This window comes from Variovorax sp. OV084, assembly GCF_900111625.1.
GTDB lineage: Bacteria > Pseudomonadota > Gammaproteobacteria > Burkholderiales > Burkholderiaceae_C > Variovorax.
The window spans coordinates 47,434-68,445 of sequence record NZ_FOII01000004.1 but is presented as its reverse complement, the minus strand read 5'-3'; the positions used below and the strand labels follow the sequence as shown (position 1 = coordinate 68,445).

Annotated in this window: 20 protein-coding genes; 6 read left to right on the top strand and 14 right to left on the bottom strand. The window is 67.7% G+C overall.

Translation table 11 applies throughout. The annotated features are described in order from the left end of the window. Positions 1-5 precede the first annotated feature (5 nt). The 14 genes from BMW87_RS13125 to BMW87_RS13060 form a co-directional block, all read right to left on the bottom strand. Positions 6-749 (bottom strand): GntR family transcriptional regulator, encoded by a 744-nt coding sequence (locus BMW87_RS13125; RefSeq protein ID WP_177192768.1) that lies wholly within the window; start codon positions 747-749, stop codon positions 6-8. Between the two features lie 29 nt (positions 750-778). Then, positions 779-1,456, bottom strand: coding sequence for a cysteine hydrolase family protein (locus tag BMW87_RS13120; RefSeq protein WP_093077158.1), 678 nt, complete (start codon positions 1,454-1,456; stop codon positions 779-781). Between the two features lie 26 nt (positions 1,457-1,482). Next, positions 1,483-3,069, bottom strand: a complete 1,587-nt coding sequence (locus BMW87_RS13115) for an ABC transporter ATP-binding protein (protein ID WP_093076742.1) — start codon at positions 3,067-3,069, stop codon at positions 1,483-1,485. Between the two features lie 169 nt (positions 3,070-3,238). Then, the gene (locus BMW87_RS13110; RefSeq protein WP_093077157.1) at positions 3,239-3,949 is read right to left on the bottom strand and encodes a biuret amidohydrolase; all 711 of its coding nucleotides are present in this window, start codon (positions 3,947-3,949) and stop codon (positions 3,239-3,241) included. A gap of 5 nt (positions 3,950-3,954) precedes the next feature. After that, complete coding sequence (locus BMW87_RS13105; RefSeq protein WP_093076741.1) at positions 3,955-4,947, bottom strand: formamidase; 993 nt, start codon at positions 4,945-4,947, stop codon at positions 3,955-3,957. 5 nt (positions 4,948-4,952) lie between these two features. Beyond that, positions 4,953-5,876: an ABC transporter permease gene (locus BMW87_RS13100; RefSeq protein WP_093053407.1), complete on the bottom strand. Its 924-nt coding sequence runs from the start codon at positions 5,874-5,876 to the stop codon at positions 4,953-4,955. Continuing rightward, positions 5,873-6,934, bottom strand: a complete 1,062-nt coding sequence (locus tag BMW87_RS13095; RefSeq protein WP_093076739.1) for an ABC transporter permease — start codon at positions 6,932-6,934, stop codon at positions 5,873-5,875. Before BMW87_RS13095 ends, BMW87_RS13100 begins: the two co-directional genes overlap by 4 nt. A gap of 23 nt (positions 6,935-6,957) precedes the next feature. After that, positions 6,958-8,082 carry a BMP family ABC transporter substrate-binding protein gene (locus tag BMW87_RS13090; protein ID WP_093076738.1) on the bottom strand — a complete coding sequence of 375 codons (1,125 nt, stop codon included), beginning with the start codon at positions 8,080-8,082 and terminating at the stop codon, positions 6,958-6,960. Positions 8,083-8,133: 51 nt separating this feature from the next. Further along, positions 8,134-8,514 (bottom strand): oxalurate catabolism protein HpxZ, encoded by a 381-nt coding sequence (gene hpxZ / locus BMW87_RS13085; protein WP_093076736.1) that lies wholly within the window; start codon positions 8,512-8,514, stop codon positions 8,134-8,136. After that, positions 8,511-9,344: an ABC transporter ATP-binding protein gene (locus BMW87_RS13080; protein ID WP_093053396.1), complete on the bottom strand. Its 834-nt coding sequence runs from the start codon at positions 9,342-9,344 to the stop codon at positions 8,511-8,513. Before BMW87_RS13080 ends, hpxZ begins: the two co-directional genes overlap by 4 nt. Continuing rightward, entirely contained in the window at positions 9,341-10,168 is an 828-nt protein-coding gene (locus BMW87_RS13075; protein ID WP_093076735.1) for an ABC transporter permease, read from the bottom strand. The genes BMW87_RS13080 and BMW87_RS13075 overlap by 4 nt, the downstream gene beginning before the upstream one ends. A gap of 5 nt (positions 10,169-10,173) precedes the next feature. Then, a complete protein-coding gene (locus BMW87_RS13070) occupies positions 10,174-11,175 on the bottom strand; it encodes an ABC transporter substrate-binding protein (RefSeq protein WP_093076733.1) in 1,002 nt (333 codons plus the stop codon). A gap of 12 nt (positions 11,176-11,187) precedes the next feature. Then, on the bottom strand, positions 11,188-12,921 hold the full coding sequence (gene atzF, locus BMW87_RS13065) for an allophanate hydrolase (protein ID WP_093076732.1): 1,734 nt from the start codon (positions 12,919-12,921) through the stop codon (positions 11,188-11,190). A 190-nt stretch (positions 12,922-13,111) separates the two neighbouring features. Continuing rightward, on the bottom strand, positions 13,112-13,966 hold the full coding sequence (locus BMW87_RS13060; protein ID WP_093076730.1) for a M48 family metallopeptidase: 855 nt from the start codon (positions 13,964-13,966) through the stop codon (positions 13,112-13,114). 60 nt (positions 13,967-14,026) lie between these two features. On the opposite strand from BMW87_RS13060, the gene BMW87_RS13055 reads away from it, so the two are divergent. The 6 genes from BMW87_RS13055 (at position 14,027) to BMW87_RS13030 (ending at position 20,998) form a co-directional block, all read left to right on the top strand. Beyond that, positions 14,027-15,412 carry an AmpG family muropeptide MFS transporter gene (locus tag BMW87_RS13055; protein ID WP_093076729.1) on the top strand — a complete coding sequence of 462 codons (1,386 nt, stop codon included), beginning with the start codon at positions 14,027-14,029 and terminating at the stop codon, positions 15,410-15,412. 156 nt (positions 15,413-15,568) lie between these two features. Then, positions 15,569-16,771, top strand: a complete 1,203-nt coding sequence (locus tag BMW87_RS13050) for a beta-ketoacyl-[acyl-carrier-protein] synthase family protein (RefSeq protein ID WP_093076727.1) — start codon at positions 15,569-15,571, stop codon at positions 16,769-16,771. 5 nt (positions 16,772-16,776) lie between these two features. Further along, positions 16,777-17,619: a beta-ketoacyl synthase chain length factor gene (locus tag BMW87_RS13045; protein WP_256216750.1), complete on the top strand. Its 843-nt coding sequence runs from the start codon at positions 16,777-16,779 to the stop codon at positions 17,617-17,619. 118 nt (positions 17,620-17,737) lie between these two features. Then, on the top strand, positions 17,738-18,460 hold the full coding sequence (locus BMW87_RS13040) for a response regulator transcription factor (protein ID WP_093053372.1): 723 nt from the start codon (positions 17,738-17,740) through the stop codon (positions 18,458-18,460). A gap of 10 nt (positions 18,461-18,470) precedes the next feature. Then, a complete protein-coding gene (locus BMW87_RS13035) occupies positions 18,471-19,670 on the top strand; it encodes an ATP-binding protein (protein ID WP_093076724.1) in 1,200 nt (399 codons plus the stop codon). Between the two features lie 71 nt (positions 19,671-19,741). Next, positions 19,742-20,998, top strand: a complete 1,257-nt coding sequence (locus BMW87_RS13030) for an O-antigen ligase family protein (RefSeq protein ID WP_093076723.1) — start codon at positions 19,742-19,744, stop codon at positions 20,996-20,998. The last annotated feature ends 14 nt before the right edge of the window (positions 20,999-21,012 follow it).

Below are 21,012 nucleotides of genomic sequence, written 5' to 3'. Positions count from 1 at the left end.
CTCGTTCAGCGCGGCGCCGCGGCCTTCCCCGCGTGCCGCGCCAGATGCACCTGGTGCAGCGTGATCTTGCGCACCTCGGCCTGGCTGGTCTCGATGTGCGCGCGCAGCAGCATCGCGGCCTGGTCGCCGCGATTGGCACGCACGGCCTTCAGGATCTTCGCGTGCTCGTCGTAGGTGGCGTCGATGCGCGGCTGCTTGGTGAAGTCGAGCCGGCGGATGATGCGGATGCGGTCGGTCACGTCGCCGTGCACGCGCGCCATCTCGGCGTTGCCGGCGGCCGCCACGAGCGAACAATGAAAGGCCTCGTCCCACTGCGCCACCTGCGCCATGTCGCTGCTGCGCTGCGCCGCGGGCACCAGCCAGATGCCGGCCAGCGTGTCGAGCAGGCCGCGATCGATGTGGCGGTCGGTCTCGCACAGACGATGCACGGCGGTGGTCTCCAGCACCATGCGCAGGTCGTAGAGCTGCTCGAACTGGTCGAAGTCGAAGGGCAGCACGCGCCAGCCGCTGCGGAACAGCACTTCGACGAAGCCTTCCTGCTGCAGCCGGAACAGCGCCTGCCGCACCGGCGTGCGCGACACGCCGAGCCGGTCGCTGATCTCGCTCTCGGTAAAGCGGTCTCCGGGCACGAGGATGAAATCGGCCACGTCGCGCTTGAGCTGCGCGTAGACCTCGTCGGCCCGCGTGCGGAAAACGGCCGTATCGGTGGCAGTAACGGGAGATTCGGGGCGGGTTCGAACGGTAGACACGTGTGGAATGGTAGTCGCTGGCGTCGGCGTCAAGAAGAAGGGCTGCTGTTCAACGCCTCGAGCAGCGCGGCGCTCGGCGCGGTCCAGCCAACGATGGCACCCTGTGCACGGACCATGTCGAGCGTGGCCGCCTTGAATGCCGGGAAATAGCTTTCGGTGCAGTCCTCGAGCAGCAGGCTGTCGTAGCCGCGGTCGTTGGCTTCGCGCATGCTGGTCTGCACGCAGACCTCGGTCGTGACGCCGCCGAACAGCAGGTGGGTAATGCCGCGCTGCTGCAGCAGTTCGTGCAGGCCGGTGGCATAGAACGCGCCTTTGCCGGGCTTGTCGATGACGATCTCGCCGTCGATGGGGGCGAGCGCTTCGATGATCTGGTTGCCAGGCTCGCCAGCCACGAGGATGCGGCCCATGGGGCCTTCGTCGCCAATGCGCAGCGTGGGATTGCCGCGGTTTCGCTTGGCCGGTGGGCAGTCGGAGAGGTCGGCAGCGTGCGCTTCCCTTGTGTGCACTACGAGGCCGCCGGATTGTCTCCACGCCCGCAGTGCTTCTTTGGTTGCGGGGACGATGGCTTCGAGCAGCGAGACATCGTTGCCCAGCGTTTCGCCGAAGCCACCGGGCTCGATGAAGTCGCGCTGCATGTCGATGAGGACCAGCGCTGTCTTTGCTACGTCGAACTCGTAGGGGAAGGGGTTGGCTTCGTTTATGCGCATGCTTTTGCTCGCTGGTTCCGATGCGTTCATGCCGCAGCCTTCAACGGCTCGTGATGCCCACCGCCCATGTGCGCTCCGATCACGTGTCTTTCCGCACCAGCCGCCGAAGTCTCGAAAACGATCTGCCCTTCGCTCATCACGACGATGCGGTCTGCCAGTTCGAGCAGTTCGTCGAGGTCTTCGCTGATCAGCAGCACCGCCCCGCCCTTCTCGCGCACCTGCACGATGCGTGAGTGGATTTCGGCGACGGCCGCGAAGTCCAAGCCGAACACAGGGTTCGCGGCGATCAGCACGTTGATGTCGCCGGCCAGCTCCCGTGCCAGCACCGCGCGCTGTACGTTGCCACCCGAGAGGCTGCGGATCGGCGCGCTCTCGCCCTGCGTCTTCACGCCGTATTCGGCGATCCAGTCGCGCGCCCTGCTGCGCCAATACGGAAAACTCAGCACACCGCCACGCGACAAAGGCGGTTGATCGAAATCGCGCAGCGCCATGTTTTCCGCGACGCTGAGGTCGCCGACACAGGCGTTGCGCAGCGGCTCTTCGGGAAGGCTGCGGACCTTGAGCTTGCGGTTCTCGGCGCGATGCGCACCATAGGCCTGCCCCATTACCGTGACCTTGCCTGCAAGGCGCGGACGCTGACCGACGAGCGCCTCTACAAGCTCGCGCTGCCCATTGCCGGAGACGCCAGCCACGCCGAGGATTTCTCCCGCGCGCACGGACAGGCTCAGGTCGTGCAGCGCCAGCGTGCCGCGATCGCCTTGCGCCTTGAGCCCTTCGACCTTCAATGCAACCGGCGCATTGGCAGGCACGGGCTTCCTGGCAACAGGCGTCGATGTCGTTGCCTGCTCGCCACCCATCATGGCCTGCGCCAGCTGCGCCGGACTGGTGTCCACAACTCGGCAGTGATGCACCGCCTTGCCCCGCCGCAGCACCGTCACGCTGTCGGCATACGCCATCACCTCGCGAAACTTGTGCGTGATGATGAGCACCGTGCACAGCCCGCTGCGCGCGAAATCGCGCACATGACCCAGCACCTCGTCGGCCTCCTGTGGCGTAAGCACCGAGGTGGGCTCGTCCAGGATCAGCAGGCGCGGCTTCAGGTACAACTGCTTGAGCAGTTCGAGCTTCTGCTTCTCGCCAGCCGCAAGCTCCGAAGGCCGCACGTCCAGGTCGAGGCTGAACGGCGTGGTCGCAAGAAAGTCTTTCAGCTCCGCGCGCTTCGTCTTCCAGTCGATCAGCGCCGGCGTCTTGCCGCCTGCGAGCAACAGGTTCTCCGCCACCGTCATGCCGGGCGCCAGCGTGAAATGCTGGTAGACCATACCGATGCCCAGCGCGCGCGCCACGATGGGGTTGGCGATGTCCTGCTCGCGCCCGTCGATCAGGATGCTGCCCTCCTCCGCGCGCTGGAAGCCCGCTACGCACTTCACCAGCGTGCTCTTGCCCGCGCCGTTCTCGCCAAGCAGCGCATGCACGGTGCCGGGCTCGACGCGCATCGTCACGCGGTCCATGGCGGTGAAGGCGCCGAAGCGTTTGGTGAGCTCGTAGGTGTCGAGCGCGAGTGCACCAGTGCCTGCAGGGAGGCCGCCGATGGCGCGGGGTGATGTGGCGCTCATGTTCGTTTGCCATCCCTTGAGTGCGTGTTAGGGCCGATCAACGACCGCTCTGAACGATCACGCCGATGGGGTGCCTTGCGCAGCGAAATAAAGGAGGAGGCCGCAGGCCGGGGGACATTCGCGGAGCAAGGTACCCCGTCGGCGTGATCGCACCCCGAACAAAGCAGCCTCATACAACCGCCAGCAAGGCCTGCGAGGTGGCATGCGCCCCGAACACGCCGCCCTGCATGGTGATCATCTTCAGCGCAGCAAGATGATTGCCGTAGTCCGTCGCAGCCGTGCAGTCCGACAACAACAGGCACTCGAACCCCCGGTCGTTCGCGTCGCGCATCGTGGTGTGCACGCAAACATCGGTCGTGATGCCCGCAAGGATGATGTTCTCGATGCCGCGCGTACGCAGGATCAGTTCAAGATCCGTCGCGTAGAACGACCCCTTGCCCGGCTTGTCGATCACGATCTCGCCCGGCAACGGCGCCAGTTCCGGAATGATTTCCCATCCCGGCTCGCCGCGCACCAGGATGCGCCCGCACGGCCCGTCGTCGCCGATGCCCACGCCATTCGCACCGATCTGCCGCGACCGCCATCGCTTGTTGGCCGGCAGATCTCCGAGGTCGGGCCGATGCCCTTCGCGCGTGTGGATGATGTGATAGCCCAGCGGCCGCAGCACCGCCAGCGCGCGCGCGATCGGCTTGATCGGCGCCTGCACCAGCGACAGGTCATAGCCCATCACGTCGACGTACCCGCCCTTGCCGCAGAAGTCGGTCTGCATGTCGATGACGATGAGCGCGGTGTTGTCGGGCCGCAGCGCGCCGTTGTAGGGCCAGGCATAGGGCTCGGCGGCCACGTGGCGTTCGGTGGTGTTGGCGATGGTGGTGGTCATGGTCGTCATCCTGCGTAGTTGCGTTGCGGCGGCGCAAAGCCGCAACTCGTGCCGTCGGTCACCTTCACCTCGACGCTCCATGGCAGCCTGTAGGTGCCGGCGGCCATGTCGTGCATGTAGGTGTAGGGGCAGTCCTGTGCGCCGCCCTTCACCGCGACATACCCTCGGTGATAGAGCTGGTAGATGTTGTTCTCCACGCCCCAGCCGGTGCGGGCCTCGCGCACGAGGTCGGGGCGCAGCTCGGCTGTGATGATCTCGTCCACGCGGCCACCGCCCTCGACCAGCACCGTGCCGTCGAAGTTGCAGAACATGCCCTCGCCCATCGAGTCGAAGCTGCCATCGCTGCCGCACAGGCACACGCTCGCGGTGTAGGCGAGGTTGCAGAAAGCGTTGGCCTGGTTGGTGATCTTCCACGCATGGCGGATGGGCGCGGTGTAGCCGGCCGTGCGCAGGATGATGTCCGCGCCCTTGTATGCGGCCTCGCGCGCCATCTCGGGAAACATGCCGTCGTGGCAGATGATCAGCGACAGCTTGCTGCCGTTGGGTCCGTCGCACACCGGAATGCCCAGGTTGCCGGGCTCCCACGGCTCGACCGGCACCCACGGGTGCAGCTTGCGGTAGTAGAGCCTGATCTCGCCGTGGTCGTCGATGATCAGGCCGCTGTTGTAGGGATTGCCGCCGGGGTTCGCTTCCATGATGGAGAAGCAGCCCCAGATGCGATGTTCGAAGCAGGCATTCTTGAAGGCCGCGACTTCAGGGCCATCGAGCGTGCACATGATCTCGGGGTTGGTGTCCATCGAGAGTCCGTGCAGCGCGTACTCCGGGAACACCACGAGGTCCATGGTCGACTGGTTGCGGCGGGCCTTGCCCACCATCTCGCAGATGCGCTGCGCCTGCGCGGCGAGGTCGGCCGGCGTCTTCACGCTCGGCAGCTGCAATTGCACCAGACCGACGACGACGCCGTGCGCCGATTTGTTGAGGCCTCCGAGACCGCTCATGACGTTCAACTCCTTGTCGACGAGAGTTCGCCGGGGCTGCCGACGGCCGCGCTACCCGGCTTGCAGGTGAACACCAGAATCACCAGCGTGAGCACATACGGCACGGTGTTGAAGAGGTGGTAGCCCCAGCCGATGCCGATGGATTGCAGAGCCGGGCCAATGGCGCCCGCGCCGCCGAAGAGCAGCGCCGCACCCACGCAGCGCAGCGGGCTCCAGCGCGCGAAGATCACGAGCGCCACCGCAATCAGGCCCTGGCCGCTGGAGATGCCTTCGTTCCAGCTGCCCGGGTAGAACAGCGTGAGCGACGCACCGCCGAGCCCGGCGATGAAGCCGCCCGCCGTGGTCGCCGCGATGCGCAGGCCCGAGACCGAGTAGCCGAGCGCGCGCGTGGCCTGCGCCGAGTCACCGGCCATGCGCACCAGCAGCCCGGCACGCGTGCGCGCGAAGCCCCACCACAGCAGCACTGCGAGCGCGACGCCAATGGGCACCAGCGCATTGAGCTGCAGCGCCGAGCGCACGACAGTGTTGTCGCTCCAGAAGCCCAGCGGGATCGCGGGAATCTGCGGCGCCTGCGGCTGGATGAGCGGCTTGCCCAGATAGAACGCGAGCCCCGTGCCGAGCAGCATCAGAGCGATGCCGGTCGCCACGTCGTTCACGCGGTCGAGCGAGCACAGCAGGCCGTGCAGCAGCGCGAGCGCCGCACCGGCCACCGCGCCGATCAGCACGCCGAGCCATGCGGAGTCGGTGAGGTAGGCACCGCCGAAGGCCGCCATGGCCGACAGCACCAGCACGCCTTCGAGCCCGAGGTTGATGCGCCCCGATTTCTCGGTGAGGCATTCGCCCAGGCTCACGAAAAGGAATGGAGCACCGACGCGCAGCGCGCCGCCGACGATGCCGGCAACCAGCGCGATCCATTGGTCGGCCGTCATGTGTAGCTCCTTGCCTCGGGCAGCATGCGGTCGCCGAACTTCTTCCAGTTGACCGTGCGCAGGCCCTCGCTCGCGAGGATCAGCACGAAGGCGATACCCTGCAGCACCAGCACCGACGCATCGGGCAGGCCGAGTCGCCGCTGCAGCAAGCTGCCCGCCGCGCCGAAGCCGCCGAACAGGATCGCCACCGGCACGATGGCCACCGGGTTGTGCCGCGCGATGAAGGACACGAGGATGCCCGCGTAGCCATACCCCGCGATCAACGAGGCGTTGGCATTGGTGTGCACTGCTGCAACCTCGACCGCACCCGCCAGCCCCGCGCACGCGCCGCCGAGTCCGCAGGCCGAAAGAATGAGCCGCGTGGCCGGCAGCCCCACGAGTTGCGCGGTGCGCGGATTGCCACCGACCACGCGCACCGAGAAGCCCGAAGCCGTGGCGCGCAGCCACCAGCCGAGCCCCAGGCAGGCCACGACGCCGATCACCAGGCCCCAGTGCACGTCGGAACCACCGATGCCGCCTATCAGCATCCCGTCGTTCAATGCATAGGTCGACGGCTTGTTCAGGCTCGCCGGGTCGCGCAGCGGCCCTTCGACCAGGTGCTTGAAGATGCCGATGGCGATGTAGGCCAGCAGCAGGCTGCTGATGGTTTCGTTGATGCCGCGAAACTGCCGCAGCCAGCCCGCGAGAACGATCCACACCGCACCGGCGATGGCGCCTGCGATGCACACGATCACCGTGCCGATGACATTGCCGGGCAGCGGCACCGCATGCGCCAGTGCCGCACAGGCCAGCCCACCCAACACCAGCGCACCCTCGCCACCGATGATGATGAGCCCCGCGCGCGCGGGCAGCGCCACGCACAGCGCGGTGAGCATCAGCGGCGCAGCGCGCTGCAGCGTGTTCTGCCACGAGAACCAGTCGCCGAACGCGCCCTTGAACAGCGTGGCCCAGACCTCCACCGGATCGACGCCCGCGAAGGCCACCAGCAGGCCGAACACCAGCAGTGCCGCCGCGATGGCGAACACCGGCAGTGCGAATTCCTTGAGCGCGTGGCGCATGGCGATGCTTGTTGCCGCGCGGCTCAGACCTGGCCGACGACGCCTTCGACGAGGTAGTTCATCTTCTCGAGCTCCAGGTCGGTCTGCTTGAGCACCTTGCCGGCCGGCACCACGACCGCACCCTTGTTGTCCTTGATGCCGTCCTTGAAGATGTCGAAAGTGCCCGCGATCATCTTCGCCTTGATGTCGTCGGCCTGCTTCTTCGCGGCGTCCGGCACCATGGGACCGTAGGCCGACATCTTCACGTAGCCCTCCTTCAAACCGCCGCGCAGGAAGTTGGGATGCGGCTTGCCGGTTTGCGCGGCTTCGATGGCGGTCTTGTAGGCAGTGAGCCAGTTCCACTCGGCGCCGGTGAGGTACGCATTGGGTGCCAGCTTGGCCTGGCTCGCGTGGTAGCCGCAGACCATCTTGCCGCGCTTGGCTGCCGTCTCGACCACCACCTTGGGGCCGTCGACGTGCATGGTAAACACATCGCAGCCCTGGTCGGCCAGGCTGTTGGTGGCTTCGGCTTCTTTCACCGCCATTGACCAGTCGCCCGTGAAGATCACGCTGCAGGTGATGTTCGGCTTGACCGAGCGCGCGCCGAGCGTGAAGGCGTTGATGTTGCGCAGCACCTGCGGAATGGGCTTGGCGGCGACGAAGGCGATCTTGTTGCTCTTCGTCATGTGCGCGGCAATCACGCCGTTCAGGAACTGGCACTCGTCGATGTAGCCGAAGAAGCTGCCGACGTTCTTCGGGTGCTTGCCTTCGGTCCAGAGGCCGCCGCAGTGCGAGAAGCGCACGTCGGGGTTCTTGGGCGCGACCGCGAGGATGTGCGGGTCGAAGTAGCCGAACGAAGTGGGAAACAGCAGCTTGGCGCCGTCCTGCGAAATCATGCCGGCCATGGTCTTCTGCACGGCGGCGGTCTCGGGTACGTTCTCTTCCTCGACCACCTTGATGCCGGGCAGCTTCTTGATCTCGGCGGCGGCCATGGCGTGCGCCTGGTTGTAGCCGTAGTCGTCGCGTGCGCCGACGTAGATCACGCCCACGGTGAGCGGCTTGGGCTTGGCCTGTGCGCTGGCAAGGGCGCTCCAGCTTCCGAGGCTGCCTGCCGCGCCAAGTGCGGCCAGGGTCTTGAGGGAATCGCGGCGATTGAATTGGCTGGTCATGACGTACTCCGGTCTTGGATTTGAGGTGGGTGCAAAGAATGTGCCCGCGGGTCAGCCGAGCAGGCTCACGTGGGCGGCGACTACGCGCCAGCCATCGGCCGTGCGCAACCAGGTCTGGCTCTGGCGGCCGGTCTGGCGGCTGCCTTCGCGGCGGAACTCGACGTTGGCGGTCGCGAAGTCGCGGCCGTAGGTGGTGATGACGGTGCGCAGCAGTTCGCGCGGCGGGCTCTGCTGGGGCAGCGATGCGCGGAATGCGCTGATGTCGGCGTGGCCGTAGTGGTTCTCGGAGAAGCCGTAGCGCAGCGTGTGCGGGCTGTTCCAGAAGAGCTCGTCGAGCACCGCGCGGTCGTTGCCGACCAGTGCCGCCTCGTAGCGCGCGAACACTGCGCTCACTTCAGCGATCACATCGGGGATGTTGATCTCGGGAGTCACCGGCGAACCTCCCGCTGGAAAATGTCGAGGCTGAGCTTCTTCATGGCGACGAAGCTCTCGGTGCTCAGCGTCTCGACGGTGCGCGGGCGTGCGTCGCCATAGCGCAGGATCTCTGCAACCTTGGTGGGCCGCTTGGTCAGCAGCAGCACTTCGTCGGCGAGGTACACCGCCTCTTCGAGGTCGTGCGACACCAGCAGCATGGTGGTGCCGGTCTGCATGAACACCTCCTGCAGCTTCTCGCGGATGAAAAGCGTCATCTCGAAGTCCAGCGCCGAGAAGGGCTCGTCGAGAAACAGCACCTCGGGGTTGGGCGCGAGCGCACGCATGATCGACGCGGTCTGCTGCTGGCCGCCCGAGAGTTCGTACGGAAAGCGCTTCAGGTCGAACTTCACGTCGAAGGACGCCACCAGTTCTTCCATGCGCCGGTCGACCTCGGCCTTGCTGCGCCCTTCGAGCTTCAGCGGATAGGCGATGTTGTCGATGGTGCGCATCCACGGGAACATCGCCTCGCGGTAGTTCTGGAACACGTAGCCGATCTTGGTGTCCTTGCGCTGCTTGCCGTCGAACAGGATCTCGCCCGAATCGATGGGAATGAGCCCCGCGATCATGTTGATGAGCGTGGACTTGCCGCAGCCGTTCGGCCCGAACACCGAGACGATGGCGTGCTTGGGAATGTCGAGGTCGAAGTTCTCGTACAGCGGCCAGCCCGCGAAATACTTGGTGAGGCCGCGGATGGTGATGTGCGTGCCTGCCGGGCCGGGCTTGAAGGCCGGCCTGGGCACGTCGGCGTATACCGGGCCGTTGACGACGATGTCTTGCGTGACTTTCATCTTCCGCTCCAGTGCACGATGCGGCGTTCGGCAATGAGGAAGAGGATGTTCAGCGCATAGCCCAGCGCACCCGCCGCAAGAATCGCCGCGTACATGCTCTTCACGTTGAGCACCTGCTGCGCATCGATGATGCGGTGGCCGAGCCCCGTGTCGGAGCCGATGAACATCTCGGCCACGATGACGATCACCAGCGCCATCGACACCGCCGAACGCAGGCCGACGAAGCTTGGCTGCAGGCTTTCCCAGATCAGCACGTCCTTGAAGACCTGCCAGCGCGAGGCGCCCATGACGCGCGCCGCCATCACGCGTTGCTTGCGTGCGTTGATGACGCCGTAGGCGCTGTTGAACACCACGATGAGCAGCGCGCCGAAGGCCGCGATGGCCACCTTGTTGACGTCGCTCACGCCGAAGATCAGCAGGAACAGCGGAATGAGCGCGGACGACGGCGTGGAGCGGAAGAAGTCGATCAGGAACTCCACGCTGCGGTACGCCTTCTCGTTGCTGCCGAGCAGCACGCCCAGCGGCACGCCGATGGCCGCCGCGATGACGAAGGCCTGCACAGTGCGCCACACGGTCATGGCGAAGTCGGTGAGCAGCGGGCCGCCGGCCAGGCCGGTGATGAGCGCGGCGATGGTGTCGGCGGGCGTGGGCAGCAATATCGGCTTGATGAAGCCGAGCCGCACCACCAGGTCCCACACGATGAACAGCACCACCGGGCCTATGAAGGGCAGCATGCGGTCGCGCAGCGGCGGCTTGGGCGCGGCAGTGGCCGTGCTGGCCGGCGGGGTCCACGGCGCGGCCGTGGTCGAGCTTGCGTCGGCCATGGTCGTCAGGCCTTGTAGAGGAGCGTATCCACCACGACCTTCTTCTCGAAGATGCCTTTGTCGGTGAACAGGTCGTAGAACTTCTGGAAGTACGCGACGTCGCTGGGCTTGAACTCGTTGTAGAGCATGTACGACGCGAGCGGCACTTCCGCCGTGAGCTTGCCTTCGATGGCTGTGTAGCCCTTCATGAACTGGCGCGCCTCGTCGGGCTTGGTGCGCACCAGCTCCACGCCGCGCGCGTAGGCGGCGATGTACTTCTTCGCAACCTCGGGGTTCTTCTTGATGAACTCGGTGGTGAGGCTGGCCGCCCCGCCGTGCCAGGGCGCCATCGGGTCGCCGAGGATGTACTTGGCGACCACGCCGGCCTCGATGACGCGCGTGGTGCCGTTCATGCGGCCGACGGTGCCGGTGGGCTCCAGCGTGTAGCAGGCGTCGACCTGGCCCGCGACCAGTGCGGCCACGTGCTGGCCGATGGGCAGTTCGCTCACGGTCGCGCCCTTGGCGCCCGCGCGCTCCAGCATGGTCTTGCACAGCGTGACGTTCTGGATGCCGGGGCCCGAGGCAACCTTCTTGCCGGCCAGTTCGGCCATGGTCTTGATGGGGCTGTCCTTGGCGACGATGAATTCGTCGAGCACGTATTTGGCGTTGCTCGGGTTGGTGCAGAAGATCTTGAAGAGGCCCGGCTGCGCGATCTCGCCGATGGCGAGGTTGGCCGAACCTGTGCCGTTGGCGCTGCCGTCGCAGCGGCCGGCGAGCATGCCTTCCATCACCTGCTGCGCGCCGGCGAACTTGAGCGGTTCGACGTCGAGGCCGGCTTCCTTGAAGTAGCCCTTGTCGACCGCCGCGAAGAACGGCAGGCCGGCGGCCACGGGCCAGAAACCGATGCGCAGCTTGGCGGCGCCCTGCGCACGCACGATGGCGGGCGCGGCCAGCACGGCCAGGCCCGCGGCGCCGGCCTGCAGCAGCTGTCGGCGACGCGATGCGGGAGGTTTGTCTTGGGTGCTCATCGGAACTCCTGGTCAGTTGGAACTCGGGGTGGCGCGGCTCGCGACGTATGCGCGCCAACCGCCATGGAGGGTCACGTCCTGCGCGCCGGCCAGCGCGTGGCCCTCGCAGATGAAGCCTTTCACCCAGCTGCCGTCGGCCAGTTCGACGCTGCCGAGGCCCAGGGGCGGTGGGATGAGGGCGAGAAAGCTGCCGACCTGTGCCAGGGGCACGGCCCACACTTCGAGCGCGATGGCGGCACCTTCATTACCTTCGACCACACGCTGCAGGCCGGGCTTGGGCGGCACGGTGCCCGGCAGCGCGTAGAGGCGGTAGAAGGGCGAGGTGGTGGTGGCGCGCAGCAGCGTCGCCCCACGCTCGGTGAGCTGGCTGTTGAGCGGCATGCCCGAGAGATGCGCGCCGACCACGGCGATGGGCAGCGTGCCGGCGTCCGGCGCGGCGAGGCCAGGAATGGCACGCGGCTCGGGCAGCGGCACGCCGGTCGCGCCTTGCGCGAGCCCGGTGGCGTGGTGGTAGCGCTGGCCCAGGTCGGCCAGCGCGAGGTCGCTGCCGCAGGGGCCGATCAGCGTGATGCCGAAGGGCAGGCCGTCCGCGCGCAGGCTGCTGGGCACGGAGAGCGCGGCGTAGTCGAGCAGGTTGACGAAGTTGGTGTACGCGCCGAGGTTGCGGTTGAGCACCACCGGGTCGGCGCGCATCTGCTCGCGGGTGTAGTGCGTGGGCGCAGTGGGCACGAGCAGCACGTCGATGTCGCGCCACATCGGCTCGACCTGCTGCGCAATGGCGCGCAACCGCGTCTGGGCCTCGAACACGTCGGCGGCGCTGTAGTTGCGGCCACTCGCAAGGATGCCGCGCACGGGCTCGATCACGTCGTCGCCGTGCGCATCGAAGAACTCGCGCACCGCGGCGTAGCGTTCGGCGACCAGCGCGCTTTCATAGAGCAGCGCGGCGGCCTCGGCGAGCGGGGCGTAGGAAATGGTGACTGGCGAGCCACCCATGGCCAGCAGGCGCGCGGTCGCGTCGTTGAACGCCCGTTCGGCGGTGGTGTCGCCGAAGAAGCTCAGCTTGTCGGGTACGCCGAAGCGAAAGTGCGCGGGCAGCGGCTTGCGGCTCAGGGTCAGGTCGCGCGAGTACGGGTCGCGCGCGTCGTGGCCGACTGCGGCGAGCAGCACGTCGACCGCGGTGGCGACGGTGCGCGCGAAGATCGAGACGCAGTCGGCGCTCTGCGCGGCGGGCACCACGCCGAAGGTGCTCAGCAGGCCGCGCGAAGGCTTGAGTCCGACGATGTTGTTGAGCCCGGCAGGCACGCGGCCCGAGCCGGCGGTGTCGGTGCCCAGCGCGAAGTCGACCTCGCCGGCCGCCACCACGTAGGCCGAACCCGAACTGGAGCCGCCCGAGACATAGCGCGCGTCGAAGGCGTTGGGTACCTCGCCGTATGGCGAGCGCGTGCCGTTCAGGCCGCAGGCGAACTGGTCGAGGTTGGTCTTGCCAGCCAGGGATGCACCGGCTTCGAGCAGGCGCTGCACCACGGCTGCGTGGACCGTGGGGAGGCGGTCGAAGGCCGGGCAGGCGGCCGTAGTGGGCGCGCCGGCGACGTCGATGTTGTCCTTGACCGCGAAGCTCAGCCCGGCGAGCGGCAGGGCAAAGCCCAGGGCCTTGCCAGCCGCTGCGTCCGCCACGGGGGGCGCGAATTTCGCGATCCAGGCGGCGGCGGGCGATCCGCTTTCTCCGTTTTCTTCATGCACCATCATTAGGCATCCAAACATGTGTACAAGTTGAGATGCAAGCGGCGTGCCAGCGGAAACGCGGTGTGGCGCGGATCTGAAACGTGTCGGGATTGGCTCCCTCTCCCCTCGGGGAGAGGACAGGTGCAGACGATGAGGCGCGGCTCTTATCTAGAGACCGCCGCCCTCTCCCCAAGGGGGAAGAGCGTCATGCAGGTCAGCTCTTCTTCGCGTCGCGGTAGAGCTGCTCGACCTTCGGCAGGTTCGCTTCGAGCTTCGTGATGCGATCCGGCCCACTCCGGTGCGTCGAGAGAAAGTTCAGGCTGCCCTGGTTCTTCGACGCCGCAGCCATCTTCTTCCACAGCGACACCGAAGCCTTCGGGTCATAGCCCGCGCGAGCCGCGAGTTCGAGCCCCACGAGATCGGCCTCGGTCTCGTCGCTGCGGCTGAACTTGAGCGTGAGGAGTTGCGTGCCGGCGCGTGCCGCCAGGTCGCCCACCTGCCCCCAGCCGAGCAGTTGCGCACCGATGGAGAGCGCCGCGCCCGTGCCCGCGCTCTTGGCCATGCGGGCGCGCGCATGCTCGCGCAGCGCGTGGGCCATTTCGTGGCCCATGACCATCGCGACCTCGTCGTCGGTGAGCTTGAGCTGTTCGAGGATGCCGGTGAAGAAGGCGATCTTGCCGCCGGGCATGCAGAAGGCGTTGATCTGCTTGCTGCCGATCAGGTTGACCTCCCACTTCCAGTCGCGGGCGCGCGAGTTCCACGACGTGGCGAAGGGAATGAGGCGCTTGGCGATGGCGCGCAGGCGCTGCAGTTGCGGGTTGCTGTCGCCTGCGAGCGCATTCTTGGCGCGCGCCTGTTCGAGCAACTGGCCGTATTGCTGCACGCCGGCAGCCTCGATCCTGTCGGCGGGCACGAGGTTGCGCGCCACCGAGGCGTTGCCGACATCGACCTGCGCCAGCGCCGGTGCGCTCAGGACCGCGCCGGCGGCGGCCAGAAGAAAGGCCCGCCGGGGATTCCACGTGGAAGCGGCAGAAATGGCGGAAACAGGGCGATCGCAGCGTGTGCACATAGGAGGCGGATCATAGGAACAAATGAAGACAAAGGCCCTGGCCGATGTCCCCCGCCACTCATGGACAATCCGGGGTTCATGTCCGCCTCGCCCGCAGAAACCCCCACCACCCCCTCACCGCCCTGGCGCGACGCGCTGAAGGTCTACCTGGAACCCGCCACCCTGCGCATGCTGGCGCTGGGTTTCTCCGCCGGGCTCCCACTGCTGCTGGTGCTCGGCACGCTGAGTTTCCGACTGCGCGAAGCGGGCATCGACCGCACCACCATCGGCTACCTGAGCTGGGTCGGCCTGGCCTACGGCTTCAAGTGGGTCTGGGCGCCGCTGGTCGACCGGCTACCCCTGCCGCCGCTGACCACGCTGCTGGGACGCCGACGCGGCTGGCTGCTGCTGGCGCAGTGCGTGGTGATCGCCGGGCTGATCGGCATGGCGTTGAACGACCCCCGGCTGGGCCTCACGCCGCTGATCTGGTGCGCGCTGCTGGTGGCCTTCGGCTCGGCCACGCAGGACATCGCCCTCGACGCCTTCCGCATCGAATCGGCCGAAACGCGCAAGCAGGCCGCGCTGGCGGCCGCCTACCAGACCGGCTACCGGCTCGCGATGATCTGGGCCGGCGCGGGCGTGCTGTGGGTCGCGGCCTGGGCCGAGGTGGCACCGGCGGCCGCGGTCACGGGCGCGGCGGCCTACCAGAACGGGGCGTGGAAGACGGCTTACCTGGTGATGGCGGCCTCGATGGCGGTTGGCGTGATCACGGTGCTGCTGTCGCCCGAACCGGTGCCGCGCGTGCTGCCCAAGGCGAAGAATGCCGCCGAATGGCTGCAGAGCGTGCTGGTAGAGCCCTTCGCCGACTTCATCCGCCGCTACAAATGGCAGGCGGTGCTGATCCTTTCGCTGATCGCCATCTACCGCATCAGCGACGTGGTGATGGGCATCATGGCCAACCCCTTCTACGTGGACATGGGCTTCACCAAGGACGAGGTGGCCTCGGTCAGCAAGATCTACGGCGTGATCATGACGCTAGTGGGTGCCTTCGTCGGCGGCGTGCTGTCGATGCGTTTGGGCGTGATGCGGGTGCTGATGCTCGGCGCGGTGCTCAGCGCGGCCAGCAACCTGCTGTTTGCCTGGCTGGCCTCGCGCGGGCACGACCTGACGGCGCTGATCGCCGTGGTCTCGGCCGACAACCTGGCCGGCGGCATCGCCTCGGCGGCCTTCATCGCCTATCTGTCGAGCCTCACGAACATCAGTTATTCGGCCACGCAGTACGCCCTGTTCAGCTCGCTGATGCTGCTGCTGCCGAAGTTCATCGCCGGTTATTCGGGCGTCTTCGTCGACGCCTACGGCTACAGCACCTTCTTCGTCGCCACCGCGCTCTTGGGCGTGCCGGTGCTGGTGCTGGTGGCGCTGGCCTCGCGGATGACGGCCATCACAAGGCCCGCCGACCGTCAATAGGGCCTGGGCCCTATAGGAAACAGCCGACGCTGCGCGCGCCGCGCAACTGGTAGGCTGTGCCGGTATACATTCGTTTCTTTCATTCTCCTTTCCCCCTCGCGCCCTCTTCCTGCGCGCCCATCGTCCGCGAGCCTGCCAGCAAGCCCCTACAAGATCGTGCCGTCCCGAATTCCTCCTCTCCAAATCAGCGCCTACACGGCGACCTCCGCCGTCGGTGTCGGCAAGGACGTGCTGGCCGACGCGCTCGCCCACTCACGCAGCGGACTGCGCGCCAATGACTTCGGCGACGCCCCTCTGCCCACCTGGATCGGCCGCGTCGACGGGCTCGAGGAGATCCGCCTGCCCGAATCGCTCGCCCATTGGGACTGCCGCAACAACCGGCTCGCCTGGCTGGGCCTGCATGCCGACGGCTTCATCGAGGCCGTGGCCGCCGCGCGCGAGAAGTACGGGGCCTCACGCATCGCGCTGATCCTGGGCACCTCGACCGCCAGCATCGGCGAGACCGAGCTGGCCTACACCCAGCTCGACGAACAGGGCATGTTCCCACCCAACCAGCGCCGCGCCGCAGTGCACACGCCGCATTCGCTGGCCATGTTCACGCAGCAGGTGCTGGGTATCAGCGGCCCAAGCGAAACCATTTCCACCGCCTGCTCGTCGAGCGCCAAGGTGTTCGCCTCGGCCGAGCGGCTGATCCGCCTGGGCCTGGCCGACGCGGCCGTGGTCGGCGGGGCCGACACGCTGTGCGGCAGCGTGCTGTTCGGCTTCAACTCACTCGAACTGGTGTCGAGCGAGCCGTGCCGGCCCTTCGACGCCACCCGCAAGGGCATCAGCCTCGGCGAGGCCGCGGGCTTCGCGCTGGTCGAGCGCGTGCAGACCGGCGCCGATGCCGCGCCGCTGCACCTGCTGGGCTACGGCGAGGCCAGCGACGCGCACCACATGTCGACGCCGCACCCCGAGGGCCTGGGCGCCGAACGCGCGCTCGACGAGGCTCTGGCGCGCGCCGGCCTCGCCCCCGAGGCCATCGACTACATCAACATGCACGGCACCGCGAGCCAGAAGAACGACGAGGTCGAGGGCGCGCTGGTGGCGCGCCGCTTCCCGGCGCGCACGCACGCCAGCTCGACCAAAGGCTTCATGGGCCACACGCTGGGCGCGGCGGGCATCGTCGAGGCCGTCATCAGCCTGCTGGCCATCGAGCGCGGCGTGATGCCGGGCACCGTCAACACCCACACGCTGGACGAAGGCTTCGGCCCGCAGATCAGGCTCGAACCGGCGCGCGGCGAGGTGCGCTATGCGCTGACCAATTCATTCGGCTTCGGCGGCAACAACTGTTCGCTGGTGTTCGGCAAGGCGGCATGAGCGACATGAACCAAGCCCCCACGCCCCCGACCCTCTACATCGAAGGCCCCGCCTTCTGGACGCCCACGCTGCCCGGCTGGGAGGCCGCGCGCGCCGCTTTCCGCGGCGAAGGCACGCTGGCCGACCCGCCCGCCAAGCGCCCGTCGCCACAGGTGCTGGCCCCGGCCGAGCGCCGCCGCGCGCCCGATACCGTGGCGCTGGCGCTCGAAGTGGCGGCCGCCGCCCTGGCCGGCTCGGGCCGCAACGCTGCCGACGTGCCCTGCGTGTTCACCTCGGCGCACGGCGACCTGTCGATCAACGACTACATGTGCAGCACGCTCGCGAGCGACCCGAAGATGCTGTCGCCCACCAAGTTCCACAACTCGGTGCACAACGCGGCCGTGGGCTACTGGACCATCGGCACCGGCTGCATGGCGGCCAGCAACGCCGTGTCTGCCTACGAGCACAGCTTTGCCTCGGGCCTGCTCGAAGCTGCGGTGCAATGCGCCTGCGACCAGGAGCCGGTGCTGCTGGTGGGCTACGACGCGCCCACGGTGGGTGCGCTGACCTCCGTCACCGACAGCCGCGGCCTGCTGGCGCTGGCGCTGGTGATCGCCAGCGAACCGACCGAACGGACCGTGGCGGCGCTCGACTGGTCGCTGGCCGGCAGCGAGCCCAACGACAACGCCACTCCGCCGCGCTCGGAGGCCGCGAAGTCACTCGCCGAAATCAACCCCATGGCGCAGGCGTTGCCGCTGTTCGAATCGCTGGCGCACATCGACAATGGCAACGGTTCGGCCCCCATCGACCTGCCGCTGTCTCCCACGCTGTCGCTGCGGCTGCAGCTGAGGCCGCACAGCTGGGGCTGAGTACCGTGCCCCCTGCCCCCGGCGCTATGCTTTTCGCAGCATCGCCGGTTGACAGGGATATTCGAGGTTTACCCAACTTTACGGAGCGTTCAAGCCTGCTTGCTCCCTGTGGACGACCATGAAGCGCATGAGCACCCCCCAACTCCTGATGATCGAAGACGACGCCCGCCTGGCGCAGATGGTGGGCGAATACCTGACGCAGTCGGGCTTCGCGTTCAACCATGCCGGCGACGGCGCCGCCGGGCTCGAGCAGCTGCAGCAGCACGCGCCCGACCTGGTGATCCTCGACCTGATGCTGCCCGACACAGACGGGCTCGAAGTCTGCCGCCGCATCCGCGCGCTGCCCGGCCCGCTGTCGAAGGTGTCGGTGCTGATGCTGACGGCCAAGGGCGACCCGATGGACCGCATCATCGGCCTCGAAATCGGCGCCGACGACTACCTGCCCAAGCCCTTCGAGCCGCGCGAGCTGCTGGCGCGCATCCGCGCCGTGCTGCGCCGCCGCAGCGAGAACGCCACCGAAGCCGAAGCCTCCACGGTGATGCGCTTCGGCACGCTGGAAATCGACCGCAATGCACGCACCGTGTCGGTGGCCGGCGCGCTGGCCGACCTGACCTCCTACCAGTTCGACCTGCTGGTGGCGATGGCCGAGCGCGCGGGCCGCGTGCTCACGCGCGACCAGATCATGGAGGCCGTGCGCGGCCGCGAACTCGAAGCCTTCGACCGTTCCATCGACGTGCACATGGGCCGCATCCGCGCGGCCATAGAAGTCGACGCGAAGAACCCCAAGCGCATCCTCACGGTGCGCGGCGTGGGGTACGTGTTCGCGAAACAGCAAGACTGAGCGGCTGCCGATGCTGCGCAGCCTCTACTCACGCCACCTCTACGTCCGCATCTGGCTCGCGGTGGTGGGCGGCGTCGTCATCCTCACGCTGATGGCCAACTGGATCGTGCGCGAAGCAGCGGAGGCCGAGCGCGAGCGCCTGGCACCGGTGCCGCGCAACGTGGTCGTGCTGGACGCACAGGACAAGCCGATCGGCGCGGGCACCGCCCTGCGCGTACCGGGCCAGGGCCTGGAGTTCGACGTGACGCTCAGCGACGGCAAGGCCATCACGCTGCGCGTGGCGCCGCGCGAGCGGCCCACCGGCTCCGGCGGCTTCGCGCCGTGGCGCACGCCCTTCGGGCTGGGCTGGATGATCGCGCTGGTGGGCGTGGCGGTGGCATTGGGCGTGTACCCGATCGTGCGGCGCATCACGCAGCGGCTGGAATCGCTGCAGCGCGGCGTGCAGCGATGGGGCGAGGGCGATCTCTCGGTGCGGGTGACCGAAGAAGGGCAGGACGAAGTGGCTGATCTCTCAAAACGATTCAACGCGTCGGCAGAACGCATCGAGCAACTGGTGCGCTCGCACAAATCGCTGCTGGCCAACGCCTCGCACGAGCTGCGTTCACCGCTCACACGCATCCGCATGGGCCTGGAGCTGATGGGCGAGCGCCCGAGCCCGGCCGCTCGCGAGGAAATTTCGCGCAACATCGGCGAGCTCGACCAGCTCATCGACGAAATCCTGCTGGCCAGCCGGCTCGACGCCAGCGAGGCAGACATGGGCACCATCGAGGCCGTGGACCTGACCGGCCTGGCGGCCGAAGAGTGCTCGCAGGTGAACGCCGAGCTCGACCTGGCCGAAGGCACCGACAACGCCACGCTCACCGTGCCGGGCGTGTCGCGCCTGCTGCGCCGTGCGATCCGCAACCTGCTGGAAAACGCCCGCCGATACGGCGCCGGCGAAATCGCGGTGGAGCTGGGCAGCGCCAACGGCTATGCCACCGTGCGCGTCAACGACCGCGGCCCTGGCGTGCCCACGGCCCTGCGCGAACGCATCTTCGAGCCCTTCTACCGCCTGCCGGGCGCCAGCGAGCGCAACGGCGGCGTGGGCCTGGGGCTGGCGCTGGTGAAGTCGATCGCCGAACGGCACGGCGGCACGGTGCACTGCGAAGACCGCCCGGGCGGCGGCGCCAGCTTCGTGATCCGGTTGCCGGCCGTAGCGCGCGGGCACTGACCGCCCCACCCTCGCCCGCACGGGGCCGTGGTCAGGTTGGCTCCCAGATGCCAACCTAAAATCCCGCCCCTATGCAGAGATCGCACATCGTTCGGCCCGCGGCCATGTTCTGGGGGCTGGTGGTGTTCATGCCGGTCGGCGTCACCTACCTTTCGGCCATCTTGCTGCTGCTCACCATGCTGGTGGCCGGCGGCTTGCGCGAGCGCTACGCGCGGCTGCGCGCCAACCCTCTGTGGTGGCCGGTGGTGGCCTACCTGGCCTGGACCTTCCTCGTGCTGGCCTTCGGGCGGCACTACCCCGAAACCGGCTCCAACCTGTTCCACGGGGTGCGCATCGGCCTCACGATATTGATGGCGATGGCGCTCACGCGCGAAGAAGCGATATGGGCGCTGCGCGGCTTCCTGCTGGTCGCGGCGCTGAATATCCTGCTGATCGTGGCCTATTACGCCGTCGGCTTTCCGGTCTGGTCGCCGCTGCGCGCGGTGGTCATGGAGGTGGGCAACAAGTCGATCAGCAACGCCCTGCTGTTCAGCGTGGTGGCGTCCACCGCCGCCGTGTGGGGCATTGCACAGATCGCCGCGCACAAGCCGCTGCGTGCCATTCCGGCCTTCGTGCTGCTGCTCGGACTGGGCGTGGTGGTGGCGCTGCCGCTGACTTCGCGTACCTCGGTGCTCGCGTTGCTGCTGGTGATTCCGGTGGTGTGCATCCACCAGTGGCGCAACCACCTGAAGATGCTGGTGAGCGCGCTGGTGCTGGGGGCCGTGGTGCTGGGGGCCGGGCTGTACCAGTTGCCGCAGCTCCAGCACAAGGTCGAGACCGGCGTGCAGGAAATCGAAGAGGCGCAGGCCGGCGCCATCTTCAAGGGCAGCTGGGTGATCCGCTACTACATGTACAAGGACACGGGCCTCATGATCGCCGACCGGCCGCTCACCGGCTGGGGCATCGGCGGCTGGACCGAGCAGTGGCACAAGCGCGGCCCGGCGCTGTTCGCCGACTCGAACATGCCGCACAACGACTTCCTGTGGGTCGGCGCGCAGGGCGGGCTGCCGGCCTTGCTGAGCCTGCTGGTCATCATGGTCGCCGCCGTCTGGCAGGCGTGGAAACGGCCCGACATGGCGGGCCGTTATGCGCTGGCAGCTACGTTGATCGCGCTGATCGCGTCGAGCGTGAATTCGGCCATGCGTGACGCGCAGATCGGCCTGGCGCTGCTGTTCATCGCGATGGTCTACCTGCGGCTGGCGCAGGAGAAGCAAGACCCGGATCCGTGGCGCGACCTGCTGCCGTCGCGTTGGCGCAAGAAAGAAACCGCCCCTCAGGCTGCTGCCTGAAGGGCGGTTGCGTC